This window comes from Pseudomonas sp. SHLD1, assembly GCF_028640935.1.
Lineage (GTDB): Bacteria > Pseudomonadota > Gammaproteobacteria > Pseudomonadales > Pseudomonadaceae > Chryseomonas > Chryseomonas aestiva.
The window spans coordinates 1-22,844 of record NZ_JAQZAD010000034.1 but is presented as its reverse complement, the minus strand read 5'-3'; the positions used below and the strand labels follow the sequence as shown (position 1 = coordinate 22,844).

Sequence of the window (22,844 nt, the reverse complement as noted above, 5' to 3'; positions counted from 1 at the left end):
GTGACTTGACGCTATGCCGCAGCTGTTCGCCGCGGAGTGGCCACTGCGGCGCGCCAGGGGTCGTTGGCCCGGGCAATGGCCGCCATGTGCGGCGGGGAGACACTGTTGCCGCACATGTGGACCTGCTCGGATTTGGTGAAAGGCTTGCCGTCGTGGCCAAACTCGATTTGGTAGGAGTCCGGGAAGCCCTGGGCGCGGTACAACTCGCGCGGCTGCAGCATGCGCAGGCCGATGTCGACCACGACGTAAGGGGTGCCTCCGATCGTGACGGTGACGAGCGCCAGGCGGTCCTTCGTGGTGATGGTGGGGGAGGGCTCATCCGGCCGGCTGGTGTTGTCTGCACCGTAGTAGCTCATCAGGAAGGCGGCGACGCGCAGTGCACCCGCTTCGACTTCGGGCGAGAGCTGCAGCTCGACCACTGAAGTCTTGCCGCCGCCGCCGGCAGTGATGGTCGGCGCCGGCTCGTCGATGCGCTGGCCAACGGAGCCGCCAAACTGCCGAGACAGGAAGGCGGTGATCGCGCCGTGGTGCTGGCCCGAGGCACTGATGGTGTGGAGCGGCTCCTCGAGTGAGCGGGCATCGCAATTGCCGCGCAGATGAGCGAGGGTGGCCACCGCCAGGCGCTGCTGGCTGCCCGTGTTGGTGATGGTGGTCATTGGCCGCTCGCAGCTGTGTGCAGGCGTGGTGTTGAAACCGCCGTTCGCCTGTTCCAGGAACGCCGTGCAGACGCCCATCGCATGTGCTGCGCCGGCGGGGCGCTGGCAGTCGCCGCCACTGGTGATGGTGGGCATCGGCTCATCGGCAGCGGCGCCGGCGGAGTCGAAGCGGAATTTCACCAGGTGCGCGGCCGCGACCGCGTGCTTGATCCCACCGGCCATCACCGTACCCAGCGGCTTGTCCCAGCCCGGTACGCGCGGTTCTTGCCCCTGGCGCTCGCCGTAGCCCACCGATACGAGCGTGGGCGCCACCACCGCGCGATGGTTCTCGGTCAGGATGCTACCCAGCGGGGCGCCGGCGTCGGCAGGCTTCCCTGCATAGGCGGGGCCTCCCAGGCCGATCAGCGTGGGGCTCACCAGCATCTGCTCGCCGCGGTTGGCGCACGTCACGGTCGGCAGTGGCTCGCGTGGGTCGTGCACCCGGTCAGCGCCCTGGTGGGTAGCCGGCGCGATGATCGGGCTGGCCACCGCGAAGGATCCGCCTCGCGGCCAAGCTGTGATGGTGTGTAGCGGCTCACCTATCGATACGGCCGCCTCTCGGGACCAGTTGGCGATCGGCACGATAAAGGGGTCGGCCGACTCCAGGACGAACTTGCGCAGGCCCTTGGCGACACGGCGGAGAGTCGCCGCGGCCAGCGGTTTTTTGCGCTTGAAGATCGACGGGCATGGGACCGACCAGTCGATGCACTCCGCAGCGACGCGCAAGGGCTTCTGTCCCTTGGCCGGCTTCTTGGCGTGGGTCTGCGCTGGCCAGACGATCGGCTGACCGTCGCAGCGAGCAATCATGAACAGTCGTTCGCGACTGGTCGGCGCGCCATAGTAGGAAGCGCGGCCCACCTCCCACTCGACTTCGTAACCCATGCCCTGCAGCAGCTGCACGAACCGGCGCCAGGTTTGCCCCTTGCGCTTGGGGTCAGGCACAAGAAACTGGTTGTGGACCGGCACCTGCTCACCGACGTCAGCTACCCGGTTCACGAACTTCTTGGGCTTCGTCGGGTGAGGGATACGGTCCAGGGTCACGACCCGGCCGGTTGCAGGGTCACGCTTGGCGATCAGCGGGCCCCACTGCAGGATCTGCTTCACGTTCTCGAGGCTGATAACCCGCGGCTGCTTCTTGCCGGCCCATTTCAGCCCAATCCAGGAGAGGTTGCGGATTTCGTGCTGGCGCGGCTGGCCGCCGGCCGCCTGGCTGTGGTGGGTGCAGTCGGGCGACATGTGAAACCAGCCCACCCGGCGGCCGCCGCATTCAGTGTCCGGATCGCCGTCGAAGACATCGGTGGTGAAATGCCGCGCAGCCGGGTGGTTGGCGGTGTGCATGCTGATGGCTTTTGCAGAGTGGTTCTTGGCCACGGCGACTGGGCGGCCCAGGCCCATCTCGAGTCCGGTACCGGCGCCGCCGCCGCCGCAGAAGAAGTCGACGACGATCTCATCTTCCTGGGCGGTGAAGCTCAGGCTGTACTGAGTCTTGAAGTCGACAGGTGGTTGCTTGCGGGGAAATGCGGTCATGGGGAGGGGCCTCAGTACGTCGAGGCGCCAGCCGCCTCACTGAGCCCATCCTCCAGGCATCGCTGAAAACGCAAGCTCGCGGCTCCGCGCCAGAGGGCGGCCGAAGTCCCCACATGCCGCTAGAGGCTGGCGGTTTCGCATAGGAGGCCTAGGCAGGGAAAGAATCTTTCGCCGGCTTTCAGCATCCGGAACGAAAGATTCTTTCTCCCTCCATCATTCAGGTGTCGTCACTCGGGCACGGACGGTCACAGGCCTGGATTCCACCGTCTTCATCTGCAGCGGTGTCGTTGCGGTAGGAGCGTCGTTGATCGGCCGCACCAGCACCGTCACCCTTTCAGCAGCGGAATAGGCGCCCTCGGGGTCTCGCGCCCGGTAGGTGAAGCTGGCTGTGCCATTCCAGTCCTTGGCCGGCTCGAAGCGCAGATTGGTGCCCTGGATAATTGCGACGCCCACGGTCTTGAGGGGCGGGGAGACCAGTTCGAAGTAGGAGGGTGGCGCCGAGTCGATGTCGGTACCTGACAGCGTCGTCTCGACCGGCGTGTCCTCGTCAGTGGTCAGGGACACCGGTTGGACGACGGGAGCGTCATTCACCGGCATGACGACGATGGTGACCGTGCCAGGGCTTGACGTGGCTCCTCGGTTATCCGTGACTTGGAAGGTGAGGGTGGTTGTGCCAGACCAATCGGCTGGTGGCCAGTAGGTGATGGCCGAAAAGCTTTGGGTGATGGTGCCGACGCTCGGCTGTTGGAGGATGGTGTAGCTGCTGATGCTACCGTCAGTGTCCGTCGCCTGGAGATTGAATCGGCCGATGGTGTCTTCGTTGACGGTAGCAGTGGTATTTAGCGCCGACGGTGGAGAGTTGGGTATGACCCGGGTGATCTCACACATGTTGCCGGTATAGCGAACGTAACGGGCGTCGACGACGTAGCTGCCGTACTGGCGCCGTGCCGAGTCCAGGCAGTCGCGATCGAACATCGATTGATAGGCTGCTGGGCCGCCCTTCGACCGCACGTCTGCGTCGGCCGCTTCCTGCCACCGAGAGCTGAAGCTTGCGTAGGTATCACCGTGCTGGCGTATGTCGTCCTGCCAATAGATCCAGCCGCCCTGGTCAGGGCAGCGTCCGAGGTTGGTCGAATACTGTCGATAGACCGAGATGATGTGGTTCTTCCAACCAGTGTCTAGCGATCCACCCCAATAGCCATTGGAGTTCGAGTCGCAGATGAAGGAGTTCTGGCTGAAGGTCGTGCCAGTCTCGTCCGCACGCGACAGCTCGCTGAAGAGGCTGAGCAGGAGGATTAAGGCCGCAGCGACGATCGTGATCGGTGCAGGTGCGGTTGGGCGCGAAGGCATAGCCACCTCGGCATAGGGGAATGGAACAAGTAAACGGGACATGGGGTAGCCCTTGGGCGCGAGTTCACGCCGTGGAAAGGGAGTCAACGGACCGTTCCAGACGCGCGGGCGTCGATGAAGTCGAGGATGCGGTTGATCCTCCACATCGCATGACGGCGGGAGCCCGGTATCGGTCGAGGCGTTTTTTGCACCGCTCGAACCAACAGCCGTCCAACCTGAGCCGCCGGCCGATCCGAACGCTCCAAGGCCTCGAAGGCATCTGTCGCGTCCTGCAGTTGCAGAAAGCTGGCGACGTAGCACCAACGCGTGGCCAGGCGAAATCGGCTGGTGGTTGGCTGGAAGAGCAGGTAGACCCGCTCGCCGCTGGCAGTGAAAGAGCTGCGTAGTACTTCCATGGGGCGCCTCACATGACTGGGTCAGTCGAGGCTATGTCCTATCTCCAGAATGCAAGTCCGGCGTGTCCTCACGGGATTACCCGGGCACGCGTGGTGACCGGCACCGATTCCTTCGTCCTTATCTCCAGCGAAACATCGGTCAGCGCAGGTGTGTCGTTTACCGGCCGCACGGTGACGGCGACCGCCGCCGGCGCCGACCAGGCGCCGGCGGTGTCCTGGGCGCGGTAGGTGAACTGGGTGGCGCCGTTCCAATCCTTCGCCGGCTTGAAGGTGGCAGTGGCCCCGGCGAGGGTGATCTGGCCGACCGCGGCCGGTGGCACGCCGACGAGCTGGAAGACAGTGGGGACAGGGGAGTCGATGTCCGTTGCGGACAGCAGCACGCTGGCCTCGGTGTGTTCATCGAGAGCGAGGGTCTTCGCGTCGGCGACAGGGGCATCGTTCACCGGCCGGATGGTGATCGACACGGTGGCCACGTTCGACCAGGCGCCACTGGGGTCCTGGGCGCGGTAGGTCATCGACGTGCTGCCATTCCAGTCGGCTGTCGGCGTGAAGACGACGGTATTGCCGGCGAAGCGCGCGGTACCCGCGGCTGCAGGCGCCGCGCTGACGATCTGGTAGGTGAAGGTCGAGTGGTCGTCGGTGACCGGCAGGGCGCCGCTGGCCGGCGTGTCCTCGTCGCTGGCGATCGCAAGGTTGCCGGCAACCGGCGTCCGGTTGTAGCAGGTCGCGGTATCGGTCCAGGCGGACTCATTGCGCCGGCTGCCGTCGCTGTAGACGTCGTAGGTGCGGCGTTGGGTCCAGGGGCCTGTCGGCGTCGCGGCCGGGCAGGCGAGCTGGCGCGTTTCCGATCCGCTCGAGGCATAGACCGCGGTGCAGGTGTTGCTGGTGGTGGTCCAGCCAGAGTCATTGCGCTGGCTGCCGTCGGACCAGACCTCATAGGTCCGCCGCTGGTTGATAGTGCCCTGGGGCTGCGTAGCGGGGCAGCTCAGGTTTCGGTACTCGGTCTGGTTGGAGTTGTAGACGGCCTGGCAGGTGCGGCTCGTCTCGCTCCAGCCGGAATAGTTGCGACGACTGCCGTCGGACCAAAGCTCATACGTTCTGCTTTGGGTCACTGACCCTGCGGGCTGATTGACGGGACAGTTAGCCTGTTGGCTCTCGGACTCCGTCCGAACGTAGTACACGTTTGCGGCCTGGCAGATCGACCAGGTGTACGCGGTACCTCCGCTGTCTGGTTGCGATGAAGAGTATGGTCCGACGAAGTAGCGCCTACCTTCCCGCTCTATGATCGCGGATCCATCGCCTCCCCACTTCGACCCTGGCCAGTCATCCCAGACCATCCACGATGCGTCCGGCGGGCCAAGCACCGCGGTGTAGCCGTTCGCCGCGGAGCGGGTCGTGAAGTAGCCGTAGGAGCAATCGGCTCCTGACATCAGCTCCGGGTGATAGCCCTGCGTCGGCGGGTTGGGATAGGCCATGCCGTAGTTGGGCGACATAAGTGCGCCGCCAGCAGACAGTGCGATCAGCAAACGACGGATCATGGTTACTCCCCCTATGGAGCGGTCAGCGGATGATTACTGCCCGCGTGGTCACCGGCAGGGACTCCTTCGTCCTTATCTCGAGCGAAACATCGGTCAGCGCAGGTGCGTCGTTTACCGGCCGCACAGTGACGGTGACCGCCGCCGGCGCCGACCAGGCGCCGGCGGTGTCCTGGGCGCGGTAGGTGAACTGGGTGGCGCCGTTCCAGTCCTTGGCCGGCTTGAAGGTGGCGGTGGCCCCGGCGAGGGTGACCTGGCCGACCGCGGCCGGCGGCACGGCGACGAGCTGGAAGACGGTGGGAGCGGGGGAGTCGATGTCCGTTGCGGACAGCAGCACGCTGGCCTGGGTGTCCTCATCGAGGCTCAGCGTCTTCCCCTCGGCGATCGGGGCGTCATTCACCGGCCGGATGGTGATCGATACGGTGGCCACGTTCGACCAGGCGCCGCTGGGGTCCTGGGCGCGGTAGGTCATGGACGTGGTGCCATTCCAATCGGCTGTCGGCGTGAAGACGACGGTATTGCCAGCGAAGCGCGCGGTGCCCGCGGCTGCAGGCGCCGCATTGACGATCTGGTAGGTGAAGGTCGAGTGGTCGTCGGTAACCGGCAGGGCGCCGCTGGCCGGCGTGTCCTCGTCGCTGGCGATCGCAAGGTTGCCGGCAACCGGCGTCCGGTTGTAGCAGGTGGAGGTGTCGCCCCAGGCCGACTCGTTACGATGGCTGCCGTCGGTGTAAAGGTCGTAAGTGCGGCGCTGGGTCCAGGTACCGCTCGGCGTCGCGGCCGGGCAGCTCAGCTGACGGCTCTCTGATCCCTTGGACGAGTAGATCGCCGTACAGGTGTTGCCGGTAGTCTTCCAGCCGGAATCATTGCGGCGGCTCCCGTCCGACCAAACCTCATAAGTCTGCTGCTGGGTGATGGTGCCCTGAGGCTGGGTCGCCGGGCAGTCCTGATTGCGGGACTCGGTTTGCGTCGAGTTATAGACCGCCTGGCAAGTGCGCCCAATCTCGCTCCACCCGGAGTAGTTGCGGCGACTGCCATCGGACCAAACTTCGTATGTGCGCTGCTGAGTGATGGCGCCGCTGGGATGAGTCGCAGGGCAGTTCGCCTGCTGCGTTTCTGATTGCGTGCTCTGATAGTTAGGTCCGTATTCCCCACAGACCGGCTGGCGCAAGGTGTTTCGGTCCACCTCCGGACCGATTCGATACCGCTTTCCGTTGGAGGCAGTGAAATACATGCCTCTATCGATCTCGATCTGATCAACACTGTATAGCTCTTGCCCCTCGATCCAGAGGTAACGGTAAACGATGTCGTTGCCATCGTTGCTGTTCTCGTACAGAAACCACGTTTGGTCATCCAGCTTGCACGTCTCTGCGATCGCGCTTCCTGACCATGTAAGGGCGCAAAGGATGATGGCCAATAGGTAGCGATAGCCCGCGAACATACGCGTCTGTTGGTGGCTGGACATTCTGATGGCTCGATTGGCAAGACAGATGAGCCATTGTGTCGCCGTAGGGAGCAGCTAAAACTGTCGATTCGAGCCAGTCCAGGGCGTGGATAGAGCGAGGCCGAGGTCAGCGTTTGCGTTTTCAGAAGTGGGGGGATGCTTGAGCTTTCTCTCGGAGCACGCCATGACCACTACCCACTTCTCCGCCTCTACGCGCCGTGTGTGCGGCCACACCGACAACGCGTCCTTCCACTACCACTCCAGCAAGGCGCGCCAGGATGAAGAGCGCTACGCACGCTACTCGCTGTGCAGCGATTGCTCCAAGCAACTGCGATCGGCCTGGGCGTGTGCGCCGGCGCCGCAGGCGGTCGCCGAATCGGGACTTCCTGACCTATGGGGTGGCTCCGCCAAGCAACAGGCCTGGGCGGACCGCATTCGGCGTTCGCGGCAGCTTCAGATTGAGGGCTTCCGCAGCCACGCTGCTGCCACGCAAGAGCCTCTGCTCGAGCTGGCGCGCCTCACCCTCGATCTGATGTTCCGCATCCAGGATCCGAGCTTCTGGATTACCTCGGAGAAGGCCGGCTTCCACGTTGACGCGTTCAAGGTCGACATGGAGCTGCTGTTGAAAGGCCGGCTTTCGCCGCTGGATCGCACGATGACCGGCTCCGTCGTCGGATACTGGCTGCAGGCCGATTGGTCGGTCATCAGCACGCTAGCGCGTGACGTCGCCGAGTGGATCAAGCCGCGGCTTGCAGGCGAAGCGTCGGAGGCAGCACCTGCGCTCATACAGACCGCGTTGGGCGGCGTGCCTGAAATCGCCCAGGCCGCGCCAGTGTGAATAGTGAGCTCTTGACCTCGGCTTGCACCGATCATGCGCAGGCCAGGTGCTCCTGCGCGGAGGAGGTGGTAGGCCATCCGTGGCCTGAGTGAACCTAGTGCTGGTCGATGTTGTTGCCTTTCCGCCCGTCAGGGTTTGCCCGAACATAAGGCGTCCCGTTGCGAGTCACGATCCCGAAATCCGGGTGCTTTCCTGCCTCGACCTCCCGCACCAGTTGGGGTCGGGGCACATTGCCTCGTCCCGGAATGGTGTAGGACTGGTTCTCGCCGTTCTTGCCGTCACCGTTGCCGCGAATGTGCTTGGCCATACTCACTCCTCCCCGAAATCGAAGACAAGCTGTGGCTGCGGCAGGCTGCGGTAGTGGTGTCGGACGTCCTCCCAGCGCCCAAAGCGGAAGCGCCGATAGCGGTGGACGAACACGGTTTTGATGCGAGGAATGCGCCGAATACGGCGCCGTCTAACGATGTGGCTCATAGTCTGCAATCTCTATAGACAGACGTTATCGGAGGGTGAGCGATCCCTCAGCCGTCATCAAAACGCGTTGACGTGATAATCACGCCAGGCGTTAAATACGGCCTTCCGAAGTGCTGCTCACCAGTGTCATTTCGGAGCCACGGGTGGCTGCGGTGCGCCGTCGGAAGCTAGTCGCAGTCCACCCGTATCCTCTCTCCAGGATGGCCCAGGCCACCCTCATCACCGGCATCCATGCCAAGCCAACTCATATGAGGTGGCTCTTTATCATCACATCCTACGTTTAGTGCCTTCTGCCATCCACAACACATGCAGTGGGGTTTTAAGTCTAGGTCATGGTGGTGATCTATCACCCTAGTATTAGGGCAACAGGATAAGCCCTCCTCGCTAGGGGAGACAGTCTTGACAGAGGGGTGTTTCGCCGTCCCAGGCCTACCGACGAACTGCTATATATGGTGCTGCCGCGTCCTAAGGACCACTAGATGTCGCGTTTGTCACGTTTGCACTTGTGGATAAGACGTGGATAAGCAGTTCGAGACTGTGGTGTATTCCAAGAGTGGTACCCGGCCATTACACGTCGAGGCTGGGCTCAGGGCGGAGTGGTCAAATAACGTACGACTTTTCAACCCCGCAGGCTCGAAGTTGAAGGGGGTTATAACGGGTCGCTATAAGTTTTCTCCCGAACAGAAGAAAACGTTCGTACGCTGCTGCGACGTTTTGCCCTGGTTTGCCCCTGCGCAGACCACGCCGCGTGGGATCCTTCCGGTTCATCCCTGCCAAGGGCGCAAACTGAGCCTGATTTCATTCGCAGTAATGACAACCTAACTCCGTCGCCAATTGGCATAGGTGCTTGGGCCGTGTCTCAAGAGAGCGAAGTCCTCGAACGCATCACCGCGGCTTTCCGCTGCGCCTTCCCGGTTGTAGCCCTCAAGACGTTCGAAGTCGCCCGCGCGCGCGCGGCGGTCAAGAAAGTCGCCGCCGACCTGGGCCGGCATTACCACGAGATGCCGTTCAAGCTGGTACCCGATCCAAACCAGATCAAACAGATCGCGGAAGGACCGGAAGCCAAGCGGGGTGTGGTGATCTTCGACCCGTATTTTCAAGACCGCCAGCGCAGCTCCAGTGAAAACCTGCCTGCCCTCAAGGGTAGTCTCGGGGCCCTCGAAAAGTACGGCGTCAGCTACGTAATCGCTGGGCGAGAAGGGCTTTCGGAGGAGTTCGTCTACCACATCGACCTGCCGCCCATGACCAGGTCCGAAGTCATCGCCGTCATCAAAACCGCGGAGCAAGACGTGCAGCGGTCGCTCACTGGCGGCCGCGCCACGGGGAGCGACGCGGAAGCGTCGATATTCACGGAAGAGGAACGCGGCGTGGTCGCGAACCACGCGATGGGGCTGAGCCACACCCAGATGCGCAACGTCTTCATCCTGGCAGCCAACAGCCGCCGCAATGGGAAGGAGTACTTGTCGGAGATTCGCCGCGAGAAGCACCACATCCTGCGCGAGGTTGGCCTGGATGTCCTGGAGCCGGTGGAGATCGACACCGTAGGCGGCCTGGAGCCGCTCAAGCGCTTCCTGCGAGGCCGCAAGGTAGGCTGGGAAAAGAATCTGCCGCTCAAAGGCGTGCTGCTGGCCGGCGTACCAGGCGGTGGCAAGACCCTCATGGCCAAGGCCGCCGCCGGCGTCTTCGGTACCACGCTCGTGCGCCTCGACATGAACCGCTTCTACTCCAAGTACCAGGGTGAGACCGAGCAACGGTTCCGCCAGGCACTGCAGACGATCGAGCAGATTGCGCCCGTCACCGTGCTGATCGACGAGATCGACAAGGCCTTCGCCAGTGGTGAGGCGGACAACGAGATCTCGCGCCGGCTGCTTGGTAGCTTCCTGTACTGGCTGCAGGAGCGCCGTGAGCAGGTCTTCATCGTCGCCTCGGCTAACCGGGTTGCAGCGCTGCCGCCGGAACTGATGCGTGCCGGCCGTTGGGATCGCTGCTTTTTCATCGACCTGCCGAGCGCGGATGAGCGCGAGGCCATCCTGGACATCCACCTGCGGATCGCTGAGTGCCGGGCAGAAGATCTTGATCTCGCCGCACTGGTGCGTGTGAGCGACGGCTACACCGGCGCCGAGATCGAGCAGGCCATCACCGATGCGCGTTATCTGGCGGCTGAGCACGACACTCCGGTAGGCCAGGCGCTGCTGCTGCAGGCGCTGGCGGACATCAGCCCTTCGAGCGAGACACGCAAGGCCGACATCGATGCCATTCGCCGCCTGGGCGAGGACGGATTCACCCGCGCCAACACGCTCGACCCGATCGTCGAGCCGTACGGCGGACGCGCACTGGAACTAGGTTAAGAGGAGTTATCAGACATGAGCCATATCGTGAAAGGGAAGGTTACGGTCGCCTACAACGACGCGGTGGTCTTCAAAACAGCCCTGGCTGAACTGGGCATCGTGCTGACCAACGAAAGGCTGTACCGGGTCATGGTCGGCTACACCACGGAACGCTACGACCTGGTGCTTCAGCACCCGGAAAGGCCCCAATTTCGTCTGGGCTTCAACCTCGAGGGCGGCCGCTACATGCCCTACCAAGAAGACTACGGTGACGTGGGAGAGTGGACGCGCCGGGTTAGCGCAGAGCTGGCCGATATGTACCTGGCGCAGCACTACGCCGCAGCCCTGCGTGCCGAGAATTACCAGGTGGAGATCCGGCGGGAGAACGGCCATTTGGAAGTGATTGCCGAGGAGGCAGTATGGTGAAGCGCGTAGTGGTGACGATCAAAGCGGCAAAGGTGACCGCCGACTTCCAAGGCTTCGAGGGCAAGACGTGCGAGGACCTAGAGCATCGGCTGCGGCTGGAAGGGACTGAGGTCACCGAGGTCGAGCTGAAGCCGGAGCATGCATTCGAGCTGCAGGCCGCAAGCACCCAGAAGGTCATCTACTGACCTCGCCGACTACCTACCGCATGGCCTACTTATGAAGAAAAGACACCACTGCACCCTGATTGGGATCGCAACCCTGCCGCCGGTTGCAGCATGTCTCGCGCTCAACTGGTTTGACTGGCCATCTGCATCGGTCATCGATCAGCATGTACGACTGTGGGTCTTCGGATCGTTCGGCATCTTCTGCATGTCAGCCTGGGTGTGGTGCCTAGAACACTACTACGACTCCGGATGGATATATGTTCCAACGACCGGTGCTTGTTTCGCCGTCGGACTGGGCTTAGCAACCGATCTCTCTCCAGCGCTGATGGTGTTCTTCGAGGTAGTCGCCGTAGTGGTGATGCTCGGATCCCTATTCTTGGCGCTTGTTGATCACTGGTGGACACCAGGGCCTGGTGGGGCCGCAACGCCTATGGAAGGAGAACCCCAGCCTGTTACCCCTGTGCCGGCCTCACCTCAGCCCGTTGCGCCACAGCCGCTTCAGCAGCCTACCGTCGCGCCGGTGACTCAGCGCCTTGGTGGCGAGCAGCGCGCTACCGCAGAAATAGGGATGGATACCGGCCATGTAGGGCGCCGCCTGTTCCTTGATGAAGGACCGCAAGCATGACCTGCTCCGTGCATCGGCAATCTGCCGGTGGCCGGGCCGCAGCGCCCCGGCGCATCGTGATTTCCGCAGGGACGGTGACCGGCTTCCAGGACGAAGTGAGCTTTGCCGGCCTGCAGCTCGAGTCATTTGAGCGCAAGCGGGTTTCTCACGTGGTACCGGCCGGCGTCCTTAAACGGCTGTTCTTCGGCGCCATTCGCAGCGTCGCGGGAGAGTCGACGAGGCTTGCCGCCTGGACCAGGAGCTGGCGGTGCGCCTGGCTCGTTCTGGTCGACGAGAACGGGTACGGCCCGTTCATTGAGCGGCAAGAGGCGATCGCCTTCGAGAAGCAGCTGATCAGGGCCCAGGGCAAGCACCTGCCCCGAAATGATCACGAGGCTGGAGCATAGTGGTGACCCGTATTCGCATCTTCTGCGTCGCTCTGCTCTGCTTGATGACGTCACCTGTGGTCGCCGCACTCCCTGACCTGGAGCCGCGGCGCCCGCCGATTCACATGGCCGTGGAGACGTATTTCGTCGCCCACGATCAGTACCTGGTGATGACAAAGCCTGATGGAACCGACGAAGTTCGAATCTGCCCAGGACGGTATGTCGAATTCGCCGGCGGGCCCGTGTGCCGCGTACCGGATCCTGAAGGTCTGAACCACTTTCTTGGCGGCAGCGTCACCGGCGAGACATTCACTCTAGAGGAGACGGTAAAGCGGCTCTCCGGGGGCAACGGCACGCTCGATCAAGTGATTCGCTCGAATAGGGACAACCCGAGCTACCTCCTATCAGTTACCTACCCCTCTACGGCCAGCCGGAAGATGCAGAATTCGCTAGAGGACATCGCCGTAGCCGTGCCTACTGTGGCCGATATCGTCGGGCGATCAACCGCGTTGCAGATGCTTGGGATTGGAGTTGGGATCAGTGTGTTGGTATTCGCAGCATGCTTAGGATTTTGCTGGTGGGAGAACCGACGGGTATCCGCACGGCGGGGCTCCCAGAATGACCTGATTGAGGCCTACGCCGCGGCTGCAGCACCTCAGGTAGAGAGCGGACCGCCGTCGCTGACCAATCTGGCGGCGGCGCAGACTCCCTCGAGGCGGTCCCCGCCGACCGAGCCGCCCGAGCTGCCTACCGCGGCGCAGCCGTCGGCCGCAGTGAAGGTCGTCAGTGAGGAAGCACAGTCTGGCCGCAAGCTCTTTCTGGACTGATCAGGCGTTTTGGCTGTGACCCTGGAACGCCTCTGGACCGAGCGTTTGGCGCGTCGTAGAATCGAGATTCTTGATCTGCAACATGCGTTGCGGTCCAGACGGCCATTTGGCCACCCTCAGCTGCTCAGCAGCACTCTCCCACCCATACGGGCCAATCCCCGTATGGGGAAAGGTCCGTCCATCGATGAGACCTTTCATGAAAACCTCTCGCTTTCTCCTGTTCCTCCTCACCTTCGTGTTGGCGTCCTGCACGCTGCTCGGCTGCACCAGCGCACCTGTAACGCCTGCCGAACCCGGATCTCTGGTCCAGGCGAAGCGGATCGTGCCGGTCTGCCAGGCGTTAGCCGGCACCTACCAGTGCAACTGGATCGAACTGAACGCACCTGCCGCCCGCCCGGTACCGGCAAGCGCGCGTCGCATCATCCTCTGACCATCACACGGACGTGACGGCTGCACCCCGCTATGGGACGCAGTTGGAGATCCAGGAGAACACCCATGCACTACGCACGCTTCGCCAACGGCAACATCTGGCCTATCGAGGGCTCGACGCTGACCGCCAATGTCGGGATGGGCATCGCCGAGGTTCATGACTTCGACGAGCACAACCTTCGCGACCAGGTACATCAGGCAGCCGTAGGTACCTTTGCCCTACGTCGGGTGCAATGCACGGTCGCCTGGGGCAACCCCAAGGAGATCGTGTTCCGGCTGCAAGGCTGGATCAACTGGAGCGCCTTCCCTGTTCGGCCGGACGAGGTCTGGCAGATCAGGGAGGTCGTTGAGCACTACGGTCAGCTGTTCGGCTGGTCGCTTGATGAGCAGATGCACGCGCTGAAGGCGCATGGCGCTCCGGCGCCGGCGGAGGACATCGTGATGCTCGGCTCCGGCCGGGAATTGCGAACCCCTGCCGTGCCCAGCGTCAGCAGCTACGCACGGGTCTGCCAGTTCGGGTTCGAGCTGGCCAGGCTCGATGTGCCTGCCGACGAGATCGGGCTGGGGCTTCATGGCCTTGTCCGAGCTTGCACGGTTAGTGGTTGATCAATAAAAAAGCCCGGCATTGCCGGGCTTTTTTATTTATTAATTTGAAGTCCGGTCGTCCATGGAAACAACCGTGATCCGATCGCAGGGTAGCTAGCTACCAGATTGATAATTTCCCATGTGGTCAATTTTCTTATTGGTAATAGGTTTACGCTTCTATCAGGGTCTAATGCTTTCAGTTTTTTCAATACTATTGAGATGGCGCGAGTAGTGGGCGCGTCGGAGACAGAATGACTGAGCTTATCTAATTCAGGCATCGTCATTCTATACATGGCCCTGCTAATTCTTGCTGCGCGAGTTAGTAGTTTTATCATTATCCTATACCTAATAACGGTATGGCATATCTTGTTCCGAATCCCTTTCGGCTGGTCCTCTAGGCGGACTAGCTGACCCGTAAGGTTAGGAAAGTAGATTAAATGATGCAGCTCAGTAAGTTCTGCGCTTATCGCGGTTTCATTAAGTCGTAGAAAAAGCCAGCTTTCCAATCGGATTGTGGAGGGCAATCCCGCTGCTTCAAAGGTTCTCGCGTACTGGTCGATCCGCTCGATCATATCGCTTTTCAGTGTCTTCAGTACCTGGCGTGGCTTACCTGCTAGATGCAACGACAGCACATCTCCGTGGTCCCAGGTTACCTTTACATCATCATCCAAATAGCAGCCAATACCCTGGGATTGCTTCATCCCGACTAGAATGTATGTTGTCAGAAATACCGCAATAAATTCAACCGCATCGAAACTGTAAGGAGATATGAAGCACGGATCGCTCTTGCTTATCTGGCTGGTAATTAAAGCGCTTCCAAATGCTATAATTGCAAAAGAAGAAGTCATCACCCATTTGTGCTGATTTAGACGGATGAAGGAGCGCCAAATAGAGCCTTTTTTTAGTATCATAGGTTCCCTTGTAGCGTAGCGCTTGCCATATTTTATCCATACTGTCAGGAATATAATTGCGGTAACCATTGCAGCAATGGCGAGTATGGATTTGAAAAATGGCAAAAAGCTTGGGAGCGAGCAAATTTCCATAATGAGTTTCTTCTAAAAGATTGGCGAACTGTTCGTAGACTATCTAAGCGCGTATTAGATGAGGGACGAAGCGCGAACTGTCCTTCGTAACAAGCGTGCTGTCCTCCCGAATACCGATCCCGGCCGCACAGTCGCCGATCACCCAGCTGCCGATCAGTGTGTAGTCCTGGCCGAAACGTGGCAGCGGCGCGCAGCGCTGCAGGATCTGGGGCGAATCGCCGTACGGGCCATCCACGACCTCACGCTCGCCGGCGGCGGTGTGCAGCTCGATGTTCGAGCCCTCACGCGAGAAGAACGGTTTACGCACCCAGCCCGCCGGTACCGGAGCGGAGCGCGTCGTATCGACGTGGCACTCCAGCAAGTTCGGGTGCCCGCGGTGCATCTCCCAGAGCAGCGGCAGCATGCCCTTGTTCGAGATGATGGCCTTCCACATCGGCTCGATGAACTGGGTGTCCGACTTGGCCACCGCCGCGCCAAACTCTTCCTCGAAGATGAATTCCCAGGGGTGCAGCTTGAAGAGGTGGGGGATCCACCGGTCCTGTAGGTCGACGAAGCGACCTTCCTGCAGACCAATCTCCTGCAGGTAGATGTGCTCGGTCTGCAGGCCGGCCTTCTCGGCAACCGCGCGCAGGTAATCGCAGGTGCCTTTGTCTTCCTCGGACCCGTCGATGGAGGCGAAGTAAAAGGGGTGCTTCAGGCGCAGCGCCTGGAACGCCTGGCCCAGTCTTTCCTCGATGCTGTTGAACTGGTCGCTTCCCTGGGGGAGCAGGCCGCGCGCCATGCCATCCTCGAGCCAGTCCCATTGGAACGCTGCCGCCTCGTAGATCGACGTGGGGGTGTCATAGTTGGCTTCGATCATCTTGGCCGGGCGCTTGCCATCGTAGACCAGGTCGAAGCGGCCGTAGAGGTGCGGATGCCCCTCTCGCCATGATTCTGCGATCGAGTCGAAGAACGCCTCTGGGATGCCCAGACGCTTCAGCAATTGCTCATCGCGTACAACACGGCCTACCAGGTCAAGGCACATGTGGTGCAGCTCTTCTGTGGGCGCCTCGAGGTCCTTCTCGACCTGGTCGAGGGTGAAGGCGTAGTAGTGACGCTCGTCCCAGTAGCGCTCCCCCTCGATGGTGTGAAACTTGAAACCGTTGCGCTCGGCCCGGGCCTGCCAGTCTGGTCGTTCTTGATGAGCAATGCGTTGCATGGTGTTCTCCCTAGCCGCCGAAGCTGCCGCCGCTGAAGCCGCTTGCTCTCGCAACGGCGCTGCCGCCAAAGCCACCACGCGAGGTAGCGGCGGAGGTGTTCATGGAGGACCGACTACTGCCGATCGAGCTGGTAGAGCTGGTGCTGGGGGAGCTGGAATAGCGACTGGTAGACGGCGGACTCGTGTAGCCGCTGCTCACTCGGGGCGCTGGCGCGGTGTAGGCATTGCTCGTGCGTGCCTGGGTCGAGTTGCTGAAGCGTGATCCCGTCTCGATGCGTCGATTGAGGCTGGAGGAGGCGAAGCCACCGCGATCATCCCGGTAGCGGTAGACCGGCTCGCTGAAGCGGCTGGCGCCGCCGTTGTTGAGCATGCTGCCGATCAGCAGACCGGTGAGCAGGCCGTCGTTCGAGCCGCCCGCATGGCTGGTGGTTGCCGCCGCTTGCGCCGCGGCGATCTGCGATTCGGTGGCACGCCCGCTGGCGGCGATCTCGAAGCCGCCAAATTTCGGCGCGAATTTGCCGGCATCAGCCGTTTCGCAGTAGCCGGCGACGAAGTCTTCCTCGCACTGCGCCTGGGTGTCATAGGTTGGCGCGCGCCGTTTGTGCTCGGCCAGCGCGTCCATGTAGGACTCGGCGCAGATGTTCTCCGGAATGCGCGCGTCGACGCACTGCTTGACGGAATCGAAGGACGCCACCTTGTTGAGGACCCGGCCTTTTTCCGGGGCATCGCAGCCGCTGACCGATACGACGGCTACGGCGAGCAAGGACAGTTGGACACGTGAACTGCGTTTCATGGCGGTCTTCCTTAGGCGCTGGGCGTCATGCAGGCGGCGTTGATCAGGCCTACGGCGATGGCTACGGCCGCAACGTAGATGCCGGCTGCAATTTCACCGTTCTCGATCCGCGTGCGCAGCGGCCGCAGCACGAGCGAGGTCGCGAAGAACGCGCCCAGCTGGATGAAGGCGCCCAGGACCGCCCATACGACGAAGTCCAGAAGATTCACGGAATAGGCGATGACGTTGCTGGCCGGCAAGGCAAATCCGATGATGGCGCCGCCCAGGGCGATGGCCGCTGCGGTGTTGTTTGCCCGGATCAGCGCCCATTCGTTGTGCGGGGTCACCTTGGTGTAGGCGAACTGGAACAGGGCCAGGAGGACACAGGCAGTGGCCACGTACAGGACGAACCCCAGCAGGGCGGTCGGATTCAGGGACAGGGTCAGGGTGAGTTGCAGAGCGTCGAGCATGGGTCAGTCCTTGATTCAGATGAGGTCGTGAGCGAAGAGCGTCAGTCCACGCGAGGTTGAAACGGAAACCTCGCCCAAGGCGTTTTCCTCGACTGAGAACAGCAGAAATTCCCGCCGGCCAGGAATGCCGAGGTCACGGCTGTAGAGCATGGCCCGGTGCTGCACCTGGTCCCGTTCGTGGTTTGCTGGAGGAAAGCGCTCGGTAAAGCTCTGGAGCTCCGCTTGATTGCCGGCGGTACCCCAGTCGCGACTGAAAGTGACGCCGTCGAGTAGGTAGGTGGGGCGGCCGATGGGACTTCCCGGGCCAGCGGTCTGGACCAGGTGGTCTTGCGATTCCATGGGCACCCAGCTGAGGTAATTGAACAGGACGATCGACTCGACCTGCCCGTGCTCTGTGTGCACCTGGAGCCAGTAGTCCTCATCGGCAAGGTAGACCCGGTAGAGCTCCGCGCCAGCACCGAGGTCAATGACGCCGATGTTCTCGATTGCCTGCGGGCTGGGGAAGGTGACCAGCGTCAGGCCAGTCATGGCACTGGGCAGCTGGGTGTCGATGGTGAGGGGAAGACCCTCGCGCAAACCTAGGGGATAGCCTACGACGAGTTGGCCGGTAGGCACGGCGCTGAAACCCAGTGCGCTGCGGATACGTTGCAAGAGAGACATTGAGGATCCTCGTGACGGTGGGAATGGCTGATGGCCGCCGGCAAGGTCCGTAACGCGTCGCCGGCAGGATCACGCTACCGGCAAAGGTAAATATGCAAGCTCCGAATGGGTGGCGAGTTCGCCCCGAGACAGGGCGTGAACTTGGCGCTAGCCGAAAAGAGCAGATAGGGAAGTGGTCCCACGCGAACAGCACATCCGATGACACCCAGCTGTCGGTTTTCTAGATTGTTGCGAGATACTGGAAATACCAAACCTGGGATCAATCAATGACAGCAATCGACCCAAAGCCGACATCGGGATCACATCATGTAGGAGATTCTAAGGTTCGCTTCAACTTCACTGGGTAGGAGTCGGCCTATTCTTCGCGATGGTGGCTTGCCTGACACACCGCGATGCAGGCCGGTAGCTTCACCGCAAATGTTGCGGTCAACCATAGAATCTCCTATCGGCCGGCACGGCCTGTGAGATTAGCCCAAAGTCTACGCTTGAGTCGCTTGATTTGGCGGGTGACAATACGCATTGTGTATATGTCGACCGAGATCATCCCTAATGTCCCAACAAGTCTTTCTGCGCGATGCCATGCGTCGTCTGAACTTCACTCGTGACGCGCTCGCCCAGCGCATTGGCGTCTCACGGCGAGCGCTGGACAGCTGGCTGCTGCCAGACGAGTCGCCGGAGATGCGCAAGATGCCAGAGATTGCCCAGCGGTTTGTCCTGGAAATCCTTAAAAGGGCATCGATCGATACGCAGGATGTATACAACCATCCGACTGGTAACAGTGAATCGGGTCAGCACCTGTTGTCGGTGGACGGCTATACCCGAGATTCGGTAGAGGCGCTGTTGCGTGTCGCCGATATCATGCAGCCGGTTGCACGCCGACAGAAAACCACGCGCGTGCTGGAAGGCGCGGTGCTGGCTAATCTGTTTTTCGAGGCCAGCACCCGCACGCGCCTGAGTTTCAGCTCGGCCTTCGCCCGGCTGGGTGGGTCGGTGTGCGACACCACCGGCTTCACCTTTTCCTCGATGGCCAAGGGCGAGTCGATCCATGACACCAGTCGGGTCATCAGCGGCTACGCCGATGCGATTGTCGTGCGCCACCCGGAGCAGGGGGCGGTGGCCGAGTTTGCCCATGCCACCCACGTGCCGGTGATCAATGCTGGCGACGGGCCAGGTGAACACCCCAGCCAGGCATTGCTTGATTTATACACTATCCAACGCGAATTCTCGCGCCTGGACAAGCTGATCGATGGCGCCCATATCGCCTTTGTCGGTGACCTCAAATACGGCCGCACCGTGCACTCGCTGACCAAACTGCTGGCGTTGCACCGCAACTTGAGGGTCACCCTGATCTCGCCGCCGTCGCTGATGTTGCCCGAGCATCTGGTGGAGTACCTTGCGCGCAATGGTCACCACGTCGAACAGACCCACGACCTACCCGGTGGGTTGAAGGGCGCCGATGTGGTCTACGCCACCCGCATCCAGAAAGAGCGCTTTGCCCAGCAGGAAACGCTGGAGGGCTACAGCACCGACTTCCAGATCAACCAGGCCCTGGTCAACGCCACCTGCGGTGCCCACACCCTGATCATGCATCCGCTGCCACGGGACTCGCGCCCGGGCGCCAATGACCTGAGTGTCGACCTGAACTTTGACACGCGGCTGGCAATCTTCAAACAGACGGATAACGGTATCGCCGTACGCATGGCTATCTTTGCCACACTGCTGGGCGTTCAGGACCAGGTCCAGCACTCATTGCGCGAGGTGGGGTGGCGGGTGCCGGTGTACCTAGGGCCGGAGGAAGAAGTGCCATATCGCGACCAATGACCTGCAAGCAGTGTGGAGCTGCCGTAAGCGGGAAAAAGGGTTGCAGGCCCTTCAGAATCTGGGGCGCGCTCCGTGCCATTGCAGCCTGGCGGCAGCTCCAAGTTCGCGTATGTCTGCTCTTGCCGATAGCTGCCACTCAACGTGGGAAAGGCAGTTGTGCTAGTAAGTTTACGATGGTGGATGCTAAGCATCCTTCTGGATCTAAATCAGGATCAAACACAGTTACAGTCATTCCTCTACATCGAGGGTCGGCAACGAATGATGCAATGATGATCACCAAGTCGTCGGGTGGAATGCCTGGAGAGCCGGGTGAGTCCACAGCGGGCATCATAGCCTGATCTAGCACGTCTATATCCAGGTGTATCCAATAGCCCTGTTTAGGCTTTCGAGCTAGCATTTTACGAATGCGTTCTATAACGGCCGCCGGACCTATTCTCAAGGCTTCGAAGATATCGACACGATTAATGGCTGTGCTATTTACATCGGGCCAAGCAAAGTCGTCGTTGCGGTTTTCGCGCTCACCCAGTTGGATGACATCGGTGTCGACAACAAGCGGACCGGCAATGCCTGGCCATTCGGTTACCAGCTGCTCACCACGACCAGTTGCCAGCGCCAAGTCCATGCCTGCTACCGCGCCCAAGCTCTGCGTTGGATCGTAATTACCCGGATGGCGGAAGTCGCTGTGTCCATCAATATGAATGAGGGAGATAGGGCCTGCTTCGCGGACTCCGGCTAATGCGCCCAGCAGAATCGAGCAATCGCCGCCGATGACAAGCGCGAAGTCGCCTTGTCTACTGGCTTCACTCACCAGATTCGCCAACGCAATGTTGAACGAACGAATCGTATGGCCGTTGCGCAACCGCGTTCCTGGCTGCGTTTCCGCCGAATACTTCGGCCGTGGTAAAGCCTTAAAGTCGCGAGGATCGAGGACTTGGAGCAGGCCAGCAGCGATCAATGCTGCGGGGGCCCGCCACGTACCTGGTTCATGACCAGGCCTCAAGGGACTTAACCCAAGGTTCGATGGCGCAGCAATCACAAGCATGGCGTAAGAGTCAGCATTCAGCGTTCTTCCAACGGACGCTTTGGTTTGATTACCTCTCAGGGTAGCACCCACCGTTTCGGTGCGAGTGGCAATCCTGTGTGCCTAATTTAGTAGTGACGAAAAATTTCGGTGATAGGTCGCTATCGACCCATAGTGGTCGATGGTCGCTAGTCGACGGCCGCTAACAGCCCTACAGCAACGGCAACTCGACTCAGCAACAGAAATTGGTGAGAGGCTTCTACCGTTGGTGAGCATTGATGTAGATCAGCCAGCTGATGAGACTTACGAATGGCGCCATCATCACAAGACTGCCTACGACCACCGCCCAGCCCCAGGCATAACCAGTTTCTCCCTTGAAGCGGCCGCCGCTCATCAGCCGTAGCAGACGAACGCCGATTCGGTGAGCTAAGCAATCTATCAGCATGCCGAAAATGACGTCCATACGATTTGCGTGCCTCCTTACTGTTTTGCTCGCCGGGCTTAAGTACTGATCTTCTCATAATCCATAAGCTGGGAAGACCGCTATGGGTCGAACGCCGACACCAGTCAAACATCAAGGGATTTGGTGTGTCAGGTACCTGAGGCAGAAGAACCCGCCCCGGATACCTGATCCGCATTGGGACCGCTGACGTCAGGCGGACGGCTGCTTCAGTCGTTCCAGCACGGCGGCTGCACTCTGATTACCGGGAGTGATGCCGGCATTCTTCAGGCGCTCGTCGAGATCAGCACCCGACGCCTCCTTGGCCAATTGCTCAGCAGCGTCCTGAGTGGCCGTTTGCTGCTGCAGGCGCTGCTCCATGCGTGCGAGAGAGTCAACGGCGGTCTTCATCCGGCCATTGGCCTGTCCGCTGGCCAGGGAGGCGTTCGCCCGGGCGTTATGGGTGACCTGATGCGCCTTCGCAACTTGGATGCGCTGCTCTAGCTGCTGGACGGTACCGGCCGAGGCATCGAGGCTGCCTTTGATGGAGGAGATGTTGCGGGCATAGTCTGCAGCCATGCTGCGCTTCCCTTCGAGGGCGGTCTCGGTGCGTGCGATCCGGCCTGCTACCTCTTCTGCCAGGTCCTGCGCCCCTTTTTCCAGGGCGGCGCGGGCTGCTTTCTCGTCTTGCTGAATAGACGCCTCCAGCTGCTCGATTTCGCGCTGCACGAGGGTCTGCTGGCCCATGAGGGTGGCCAGCTCGCGCTTGCCTTGATCGATCGCTGCCCGAGCATCGCGGATTTCCTGGTCGATGATGGTGGTCGCGTTGGCGTCGATCACCGCGGTACCGGCCTCGGTGACCTTACCGCGGAACAGCGTGACGAGTTTGGAGAGGATGGAGGGGCTGGTCATAGGGAGTCCTGCTGCTTGAAGAAAGATTGGAAGGTCGCGGCCGCGGTTTGCACGTTGGTTGCCAGCGTGAAGATTTCGGTCAGTACGGTGGCCAGGTCGGAGCCGGCATGCAGCGAGCCATACATGACGTAATGGCCAGCGCCATCAGCGTCGGTCTCGAGGCCGATAGCGGAAAGCGGGAATAGGCTGCGGGATGAAAGGACCGCAGCATTGAAGGCCCGGGCGTCGCTGACCGCCTCAGCAGGCACGAGGGCCGAGTCGACCACGACTACGTCGTTGACGACAGCGATGTAGATCTCGAGGTCGCCCATCGCCGGCAATACGACGCGAATCGCGTCTTGCTGGTCCAGAAGGGCGACGTCGAAGGCGAAGCTGCTGACAGAAACGCCAGATGCCAGCGCGGCGTAAAGCGTGGAGGGGGTCCAGTTCGGTGAGGGCATGCATCGCTCCTTGGCGGTGGCAATTTGCAGCGTGGCGCTGCCAGAGCCAAGCTTGCCGCCTCCCG

General features: G+C 61.3%; 25 protein-coding genes. 9 read left to right on the top strand and 16 right to left on the bottom strand.

Going from position 1 to position 22,844, the window contains the following annotated elements; all coding sequences use genetic code 11:
* Positions 1-11 precede the first annotated feature (11 nt).
* The 5 genes from PVZ77_RS23365 to PVZ77_RS23345 form a co-directional block, all read right to left on the bottom strand.
* A complete protein-coding gene (locus PVZ77_RS23365; protein WP_273806352.1) occupies positions 12-2,222 on the bottom strand; it encodes a DNA cytosine methyltransferase in 2,211 nt (736 codons plus the stop codon).
* A 213-nt stretch (positions 2,223-2,435) separates the two neighbouring features.
* On the bottom strand, positions 2,436-3,614 hold the full coding sequence (locus tag PVZ77_RS23360; RefSeq protein WP_273806353.1) for a tandem-95 repeat protein: 1,179 nt from the start codon (positions 3,612-3,614) through the stop codon (positions 2,436-2,438).
* A gap of 41 nt (positions 3,615-3,655) precedes the next feature.
* Entirely contained in the window at positions 3,656-3,967 is a 312-nt protein-coding gene (locus PVZ77_RS23355; RefSeq protein ID WP_273806354.1) for a hypothetical protein, read from the bottom strand.
* 68 nt (positions 3,968-4,035) lie between these two features.
* Positions 4,036-5,505 carry a tandem-95 repeat protein gene (locus PVZ77_RS23350; protein ID WP_273806355.1) on the bottom strand — a complete coding sequence of 490 codons (1,470 nt, stop codon included), beginning with the start codon at positions 5,503-5,505 and terminating at the stop codon, positions 4,036-4,038.
* Between the two features lie 22 nt (positions 5,506-5,527).
* The gene (locus tag PVZ77_RS23345) at positions 5,528-6,964 is read right to left on the bottom strand and encodes an Ig-like domain-containing protein (RefSeq protein WP_273806356.1); all 1,437 of its coding nucleotides are present in this window, start codon (positions 6,962-6,964) and stop codon (positions 5,528-5,530) included.
* A 163-nt stretch (positions 6,965-7,127) separates the two neighbouring features.
* On the opposite strand from PVZ77_RS23345, the gene PVZ77_RS23340 reads away from it, so the two are divergent.
* On the top strand, positions 7,128-7,781 hold the full coding sequence (locus PVZ77_RS23340) for a hypothetical protein (RefSeq protein WP_273806357.1): 654 nt from the start codon (positions 7,128-7,130) through the stop codon (positions 7,779-7,781).
* Positions 7,782-7,875: 94 nt separating this feature from the next.
* Here the strand turns inward: PVZ77_RS23340 and PVZ77_RS23335 are convergent, their stop codons facing one another.
* Complete coding sequence (locus PVZ77_RS23335; RefSeq protein WP_273806358.1) at positions 7,876-8,088, bottom strand: DUF3892 domain-containing protein; 213 nt, start codon at positions 8,086-8,088, stop codon at positions 7,876-7,878.
* Between the two features lie 1,021 nt (positions 8,089-9,109).
* Between PVZ77_RS23335 and PVZ77_RS23330 the strand changes: the two genes are divergently transcribed.
* Genes PVZ77_RS23330 through PVZ77_RS23320 form a run of 3 tightly spaced genes read left to right on the top strand, consistent with a single transcriptional unit; the run spans position 9,110 to position 11,193 of the window.
* Positions 9,110-10,603 carry an ATP-binding protein gene (locus PVZ77_RS23330; protein ID WP_273806359.1) on the top strand — a complete coding sequence of 498 codons (1,494 nt, stop codon included), beginning with the start codon at positions 9,110-9,112 and terminating at the stop codon, positions 10,601-10,603.
* Positions 10,604-10,618: 15 nt separating this feature from the next.
* Positions 10,619-11,008, top strand: coding sequence for a hypothetical protein (locus PVZ77_RS23325; protein WP_273806360.1), 390 nt, complete (start codon positions 10,619-10,621; stop codon positions 11,006-11,008).
* Positions 11,002-11,193, top strand: a complete 192-nt coding sequence (locus PVZ77_RS23320) for a hypothetical protein (RefSeq protein ID WP_273806361.1) — start codon at positions 11,002-11,004, stop codon at positions 11,191-11,193. The genes PVZ77_RS23325 and PVZ77_RS23320 overlap by 7 nt, the downstream gene beginning before the upstream one ends.
* A gap of 448 nt (positions 11,194-11,641) precedes the next feature.
* On the opposite strand, the gene PVZ77_RS23315 is transcribed toward PVZ77_RS23320, so the two are convergent.
* Entirely contained in the window at positions 11,642-11,791 is a 150-nt protein-coding gene (locus PVZ77_RS23315; protein ID WP_273806362.1) for a hypothetical protein, read from the bottom strand.
* 2 nt (positions 11,792-11,793) lie between these two features.
* On the opposite strand from PVZ77_RS23315, the gene PVZ77_RS23310 reads away from it, so the two are divergent.
* From PVZ77_RS23310 to PVZ77_RS23295, 4 genes are all read left to right on the top strand, one after another.
* A complete protein-coding gene (locus PVZ77_RS23310) occupies positions 11,794-12,183 on the top strand; it encodes a hypothetical protein (protein ID WP_273806363.1) in 390 nt (129 codons plus the stop codon).
* A gap of 2 nt (positions 12,184-12,185) precedes the next feature.
* A complete protein-coding gene (locus PVZ77_RS23305) occupies positions 12,186-12,989 on the top strand; it encodes a hypothetical protein (RefSeq protein WP_273806364.1) in 804 nt (267 codons plus the stop codon).
* A 196-nt stretch (positions 12,990-13,185) separates the two neighbouring features.
* The gene (locus PVZ77_RS23300; RefSeq protein ID WP_273806365.1) at positions 13,186-13,419 is read left to right on the top strand and encodes a hypothetical protein; all 234 of its coding nucleotides are present in this window, start codon (positions 13,186-13,188) and stop codon (positions 13,417-13,419) included.
* A gap of 65 nt (positions 13,420-13,484) precedes the next feature.
* A complete protein-coding gene (locus PVZ77_RS23295; protein WP_273806366.1) occupies positions 13,485-14,024 on the top strand; it encodes a hypothetical protein in 540 nt (179 codons plus the stop codon).
* 32 nt (positions 14,025-14,056) lie between these two features.
* Here the strand turns inward: PVZ77_RS23295 and PVZ77_RS23290 are convergent, their stop codons facing one another.
* Genes PVZ77_RS23290 through PVZ77_RS23270 form a run of 5 tightly spaced genes read right to left on the bottom strand, consistent with a single transcriptional unit; the run spans position 14,057 to position 18,146 of the window.
* Positions 14,057-15,046 carry a hypothetical protein gene (locus PVZ77_RS23290; RefSeq protein WP_273806367.1) on the bottom strand — a complete coding sequence of 330 codons (990 nt, stop codon included), beginning with the start codon at positions 15,044-15,046 and terminating at the stop codon, positions 14,057-14,059.
* Between the two features lie 43 nt (positions 15,047-15,089).
* Complete coding sequence (locus PVZ77_RS23285; RefSeq protein ID WP_273806368.1) at positions 15,090-16,244, bottom strand: glutathionylspermidine synthase family protein; 1,155 nt, start codon at positions 16,242-16,244, stop codon at positions 15,090-15,092.
* Between the two features lie 10 nt (positions 16,245-16,254).
* Positions 16,255-17,037: a DUF1190 domain-containing protein gene (locus PVZ77_RS23280; protein WP_273806369.1), complete on the bottom strand. Its 783-nt coding sequence runs from the start codon at positions 17,035-17,037 to the stop codon at positions 16,255-16,257.
* Between the two features lie 11 nt (positions 17,038-17,048).
* Entirely contained in the window at positions 17,049-17,486 is a 438-nt protein-coding gene (locus tag PVZ77_RS23275; RefSeq protein ID WP_231357325.1) for a DUF350 domain-containing protein, read from the bottom strand.
* Between the two features lie 15 nt (positions 17,487-17,501).
* Positions 17,502-18,146, bottom strand: a complete 645-nt coding sequence (locus PVZ77_RS23270; protein ID WP_273806370.1) for a DUF2491 family protein — start codon at positions 18,144-18,146, stop codon at positions 17,502-17,504.
* A gap of 549 nt (positions 18,147-18,695) precedes the next feature.
* Between PVZ77_RS23270 and PVZ77_RS23265 the strand changes: the two genes are divergently transcribed.
* Entirely contained in the window at positions 18,696-19,967 is a 1,272-nt protein-coding gene (locus PVZ77_RS23265; RefSeq protein WP_273806371.1) for an aspartate carbamoyltransferase, read from the top strand.
* Between the two features lie 136 nt (positions 19,968-20,103).
* On the opposite strand, the gene PVZ77_RS23260 is transcribed toward PVZ77_RS23265, so the two are convergent.
* The 4 genes from PVZ77_RS23260 to PVZ77_RS23245 all read right to left on the bottom strand — a co-directional run.
* Positions 20,104-21,009 (bottom strand): arginase family protein, encoded by a 906-nt coding sequence (locus PVZ77_RS23260; RefSeq protein ID WP_273806372.1) that lies wholly within the window; start codon positions 21,007-21,009, stop codon positions 20,104-20,106.
* Between the two features lie 238 nt (positions 21,010-21,247).
* Complete coding sequence (locus PVZ77_RS23255) at positions 21,248-21,451, bottom strand: hypothetical protein (protein ID WP_273806373.1); 204 nt, start codon at positions 21,449-21,451, stop codon at positions 21,248-21,250.
* Between the two features lie 189 nt (positions 21,452-21,640).
* Entirely contained in the window at positions 21,641-22,339 is a 699-nt protein-coding gene (locus tag PVZ77_RS23250; protein WP_273806374.1) for a PspA/IM30 family protein, read from the bottom strand.
* A partial coding sequence (locus PVZ77_RS23245) for a DUF2170 family protein (protein WP_273806375.1) occupies positions 22,336-22,844 on the bottom strand: 509 nt, incomplete at its 5' end. The genes PVZ77_RS23250 and PVZ77_RS23245, both read right to left, overlap by 4 nt.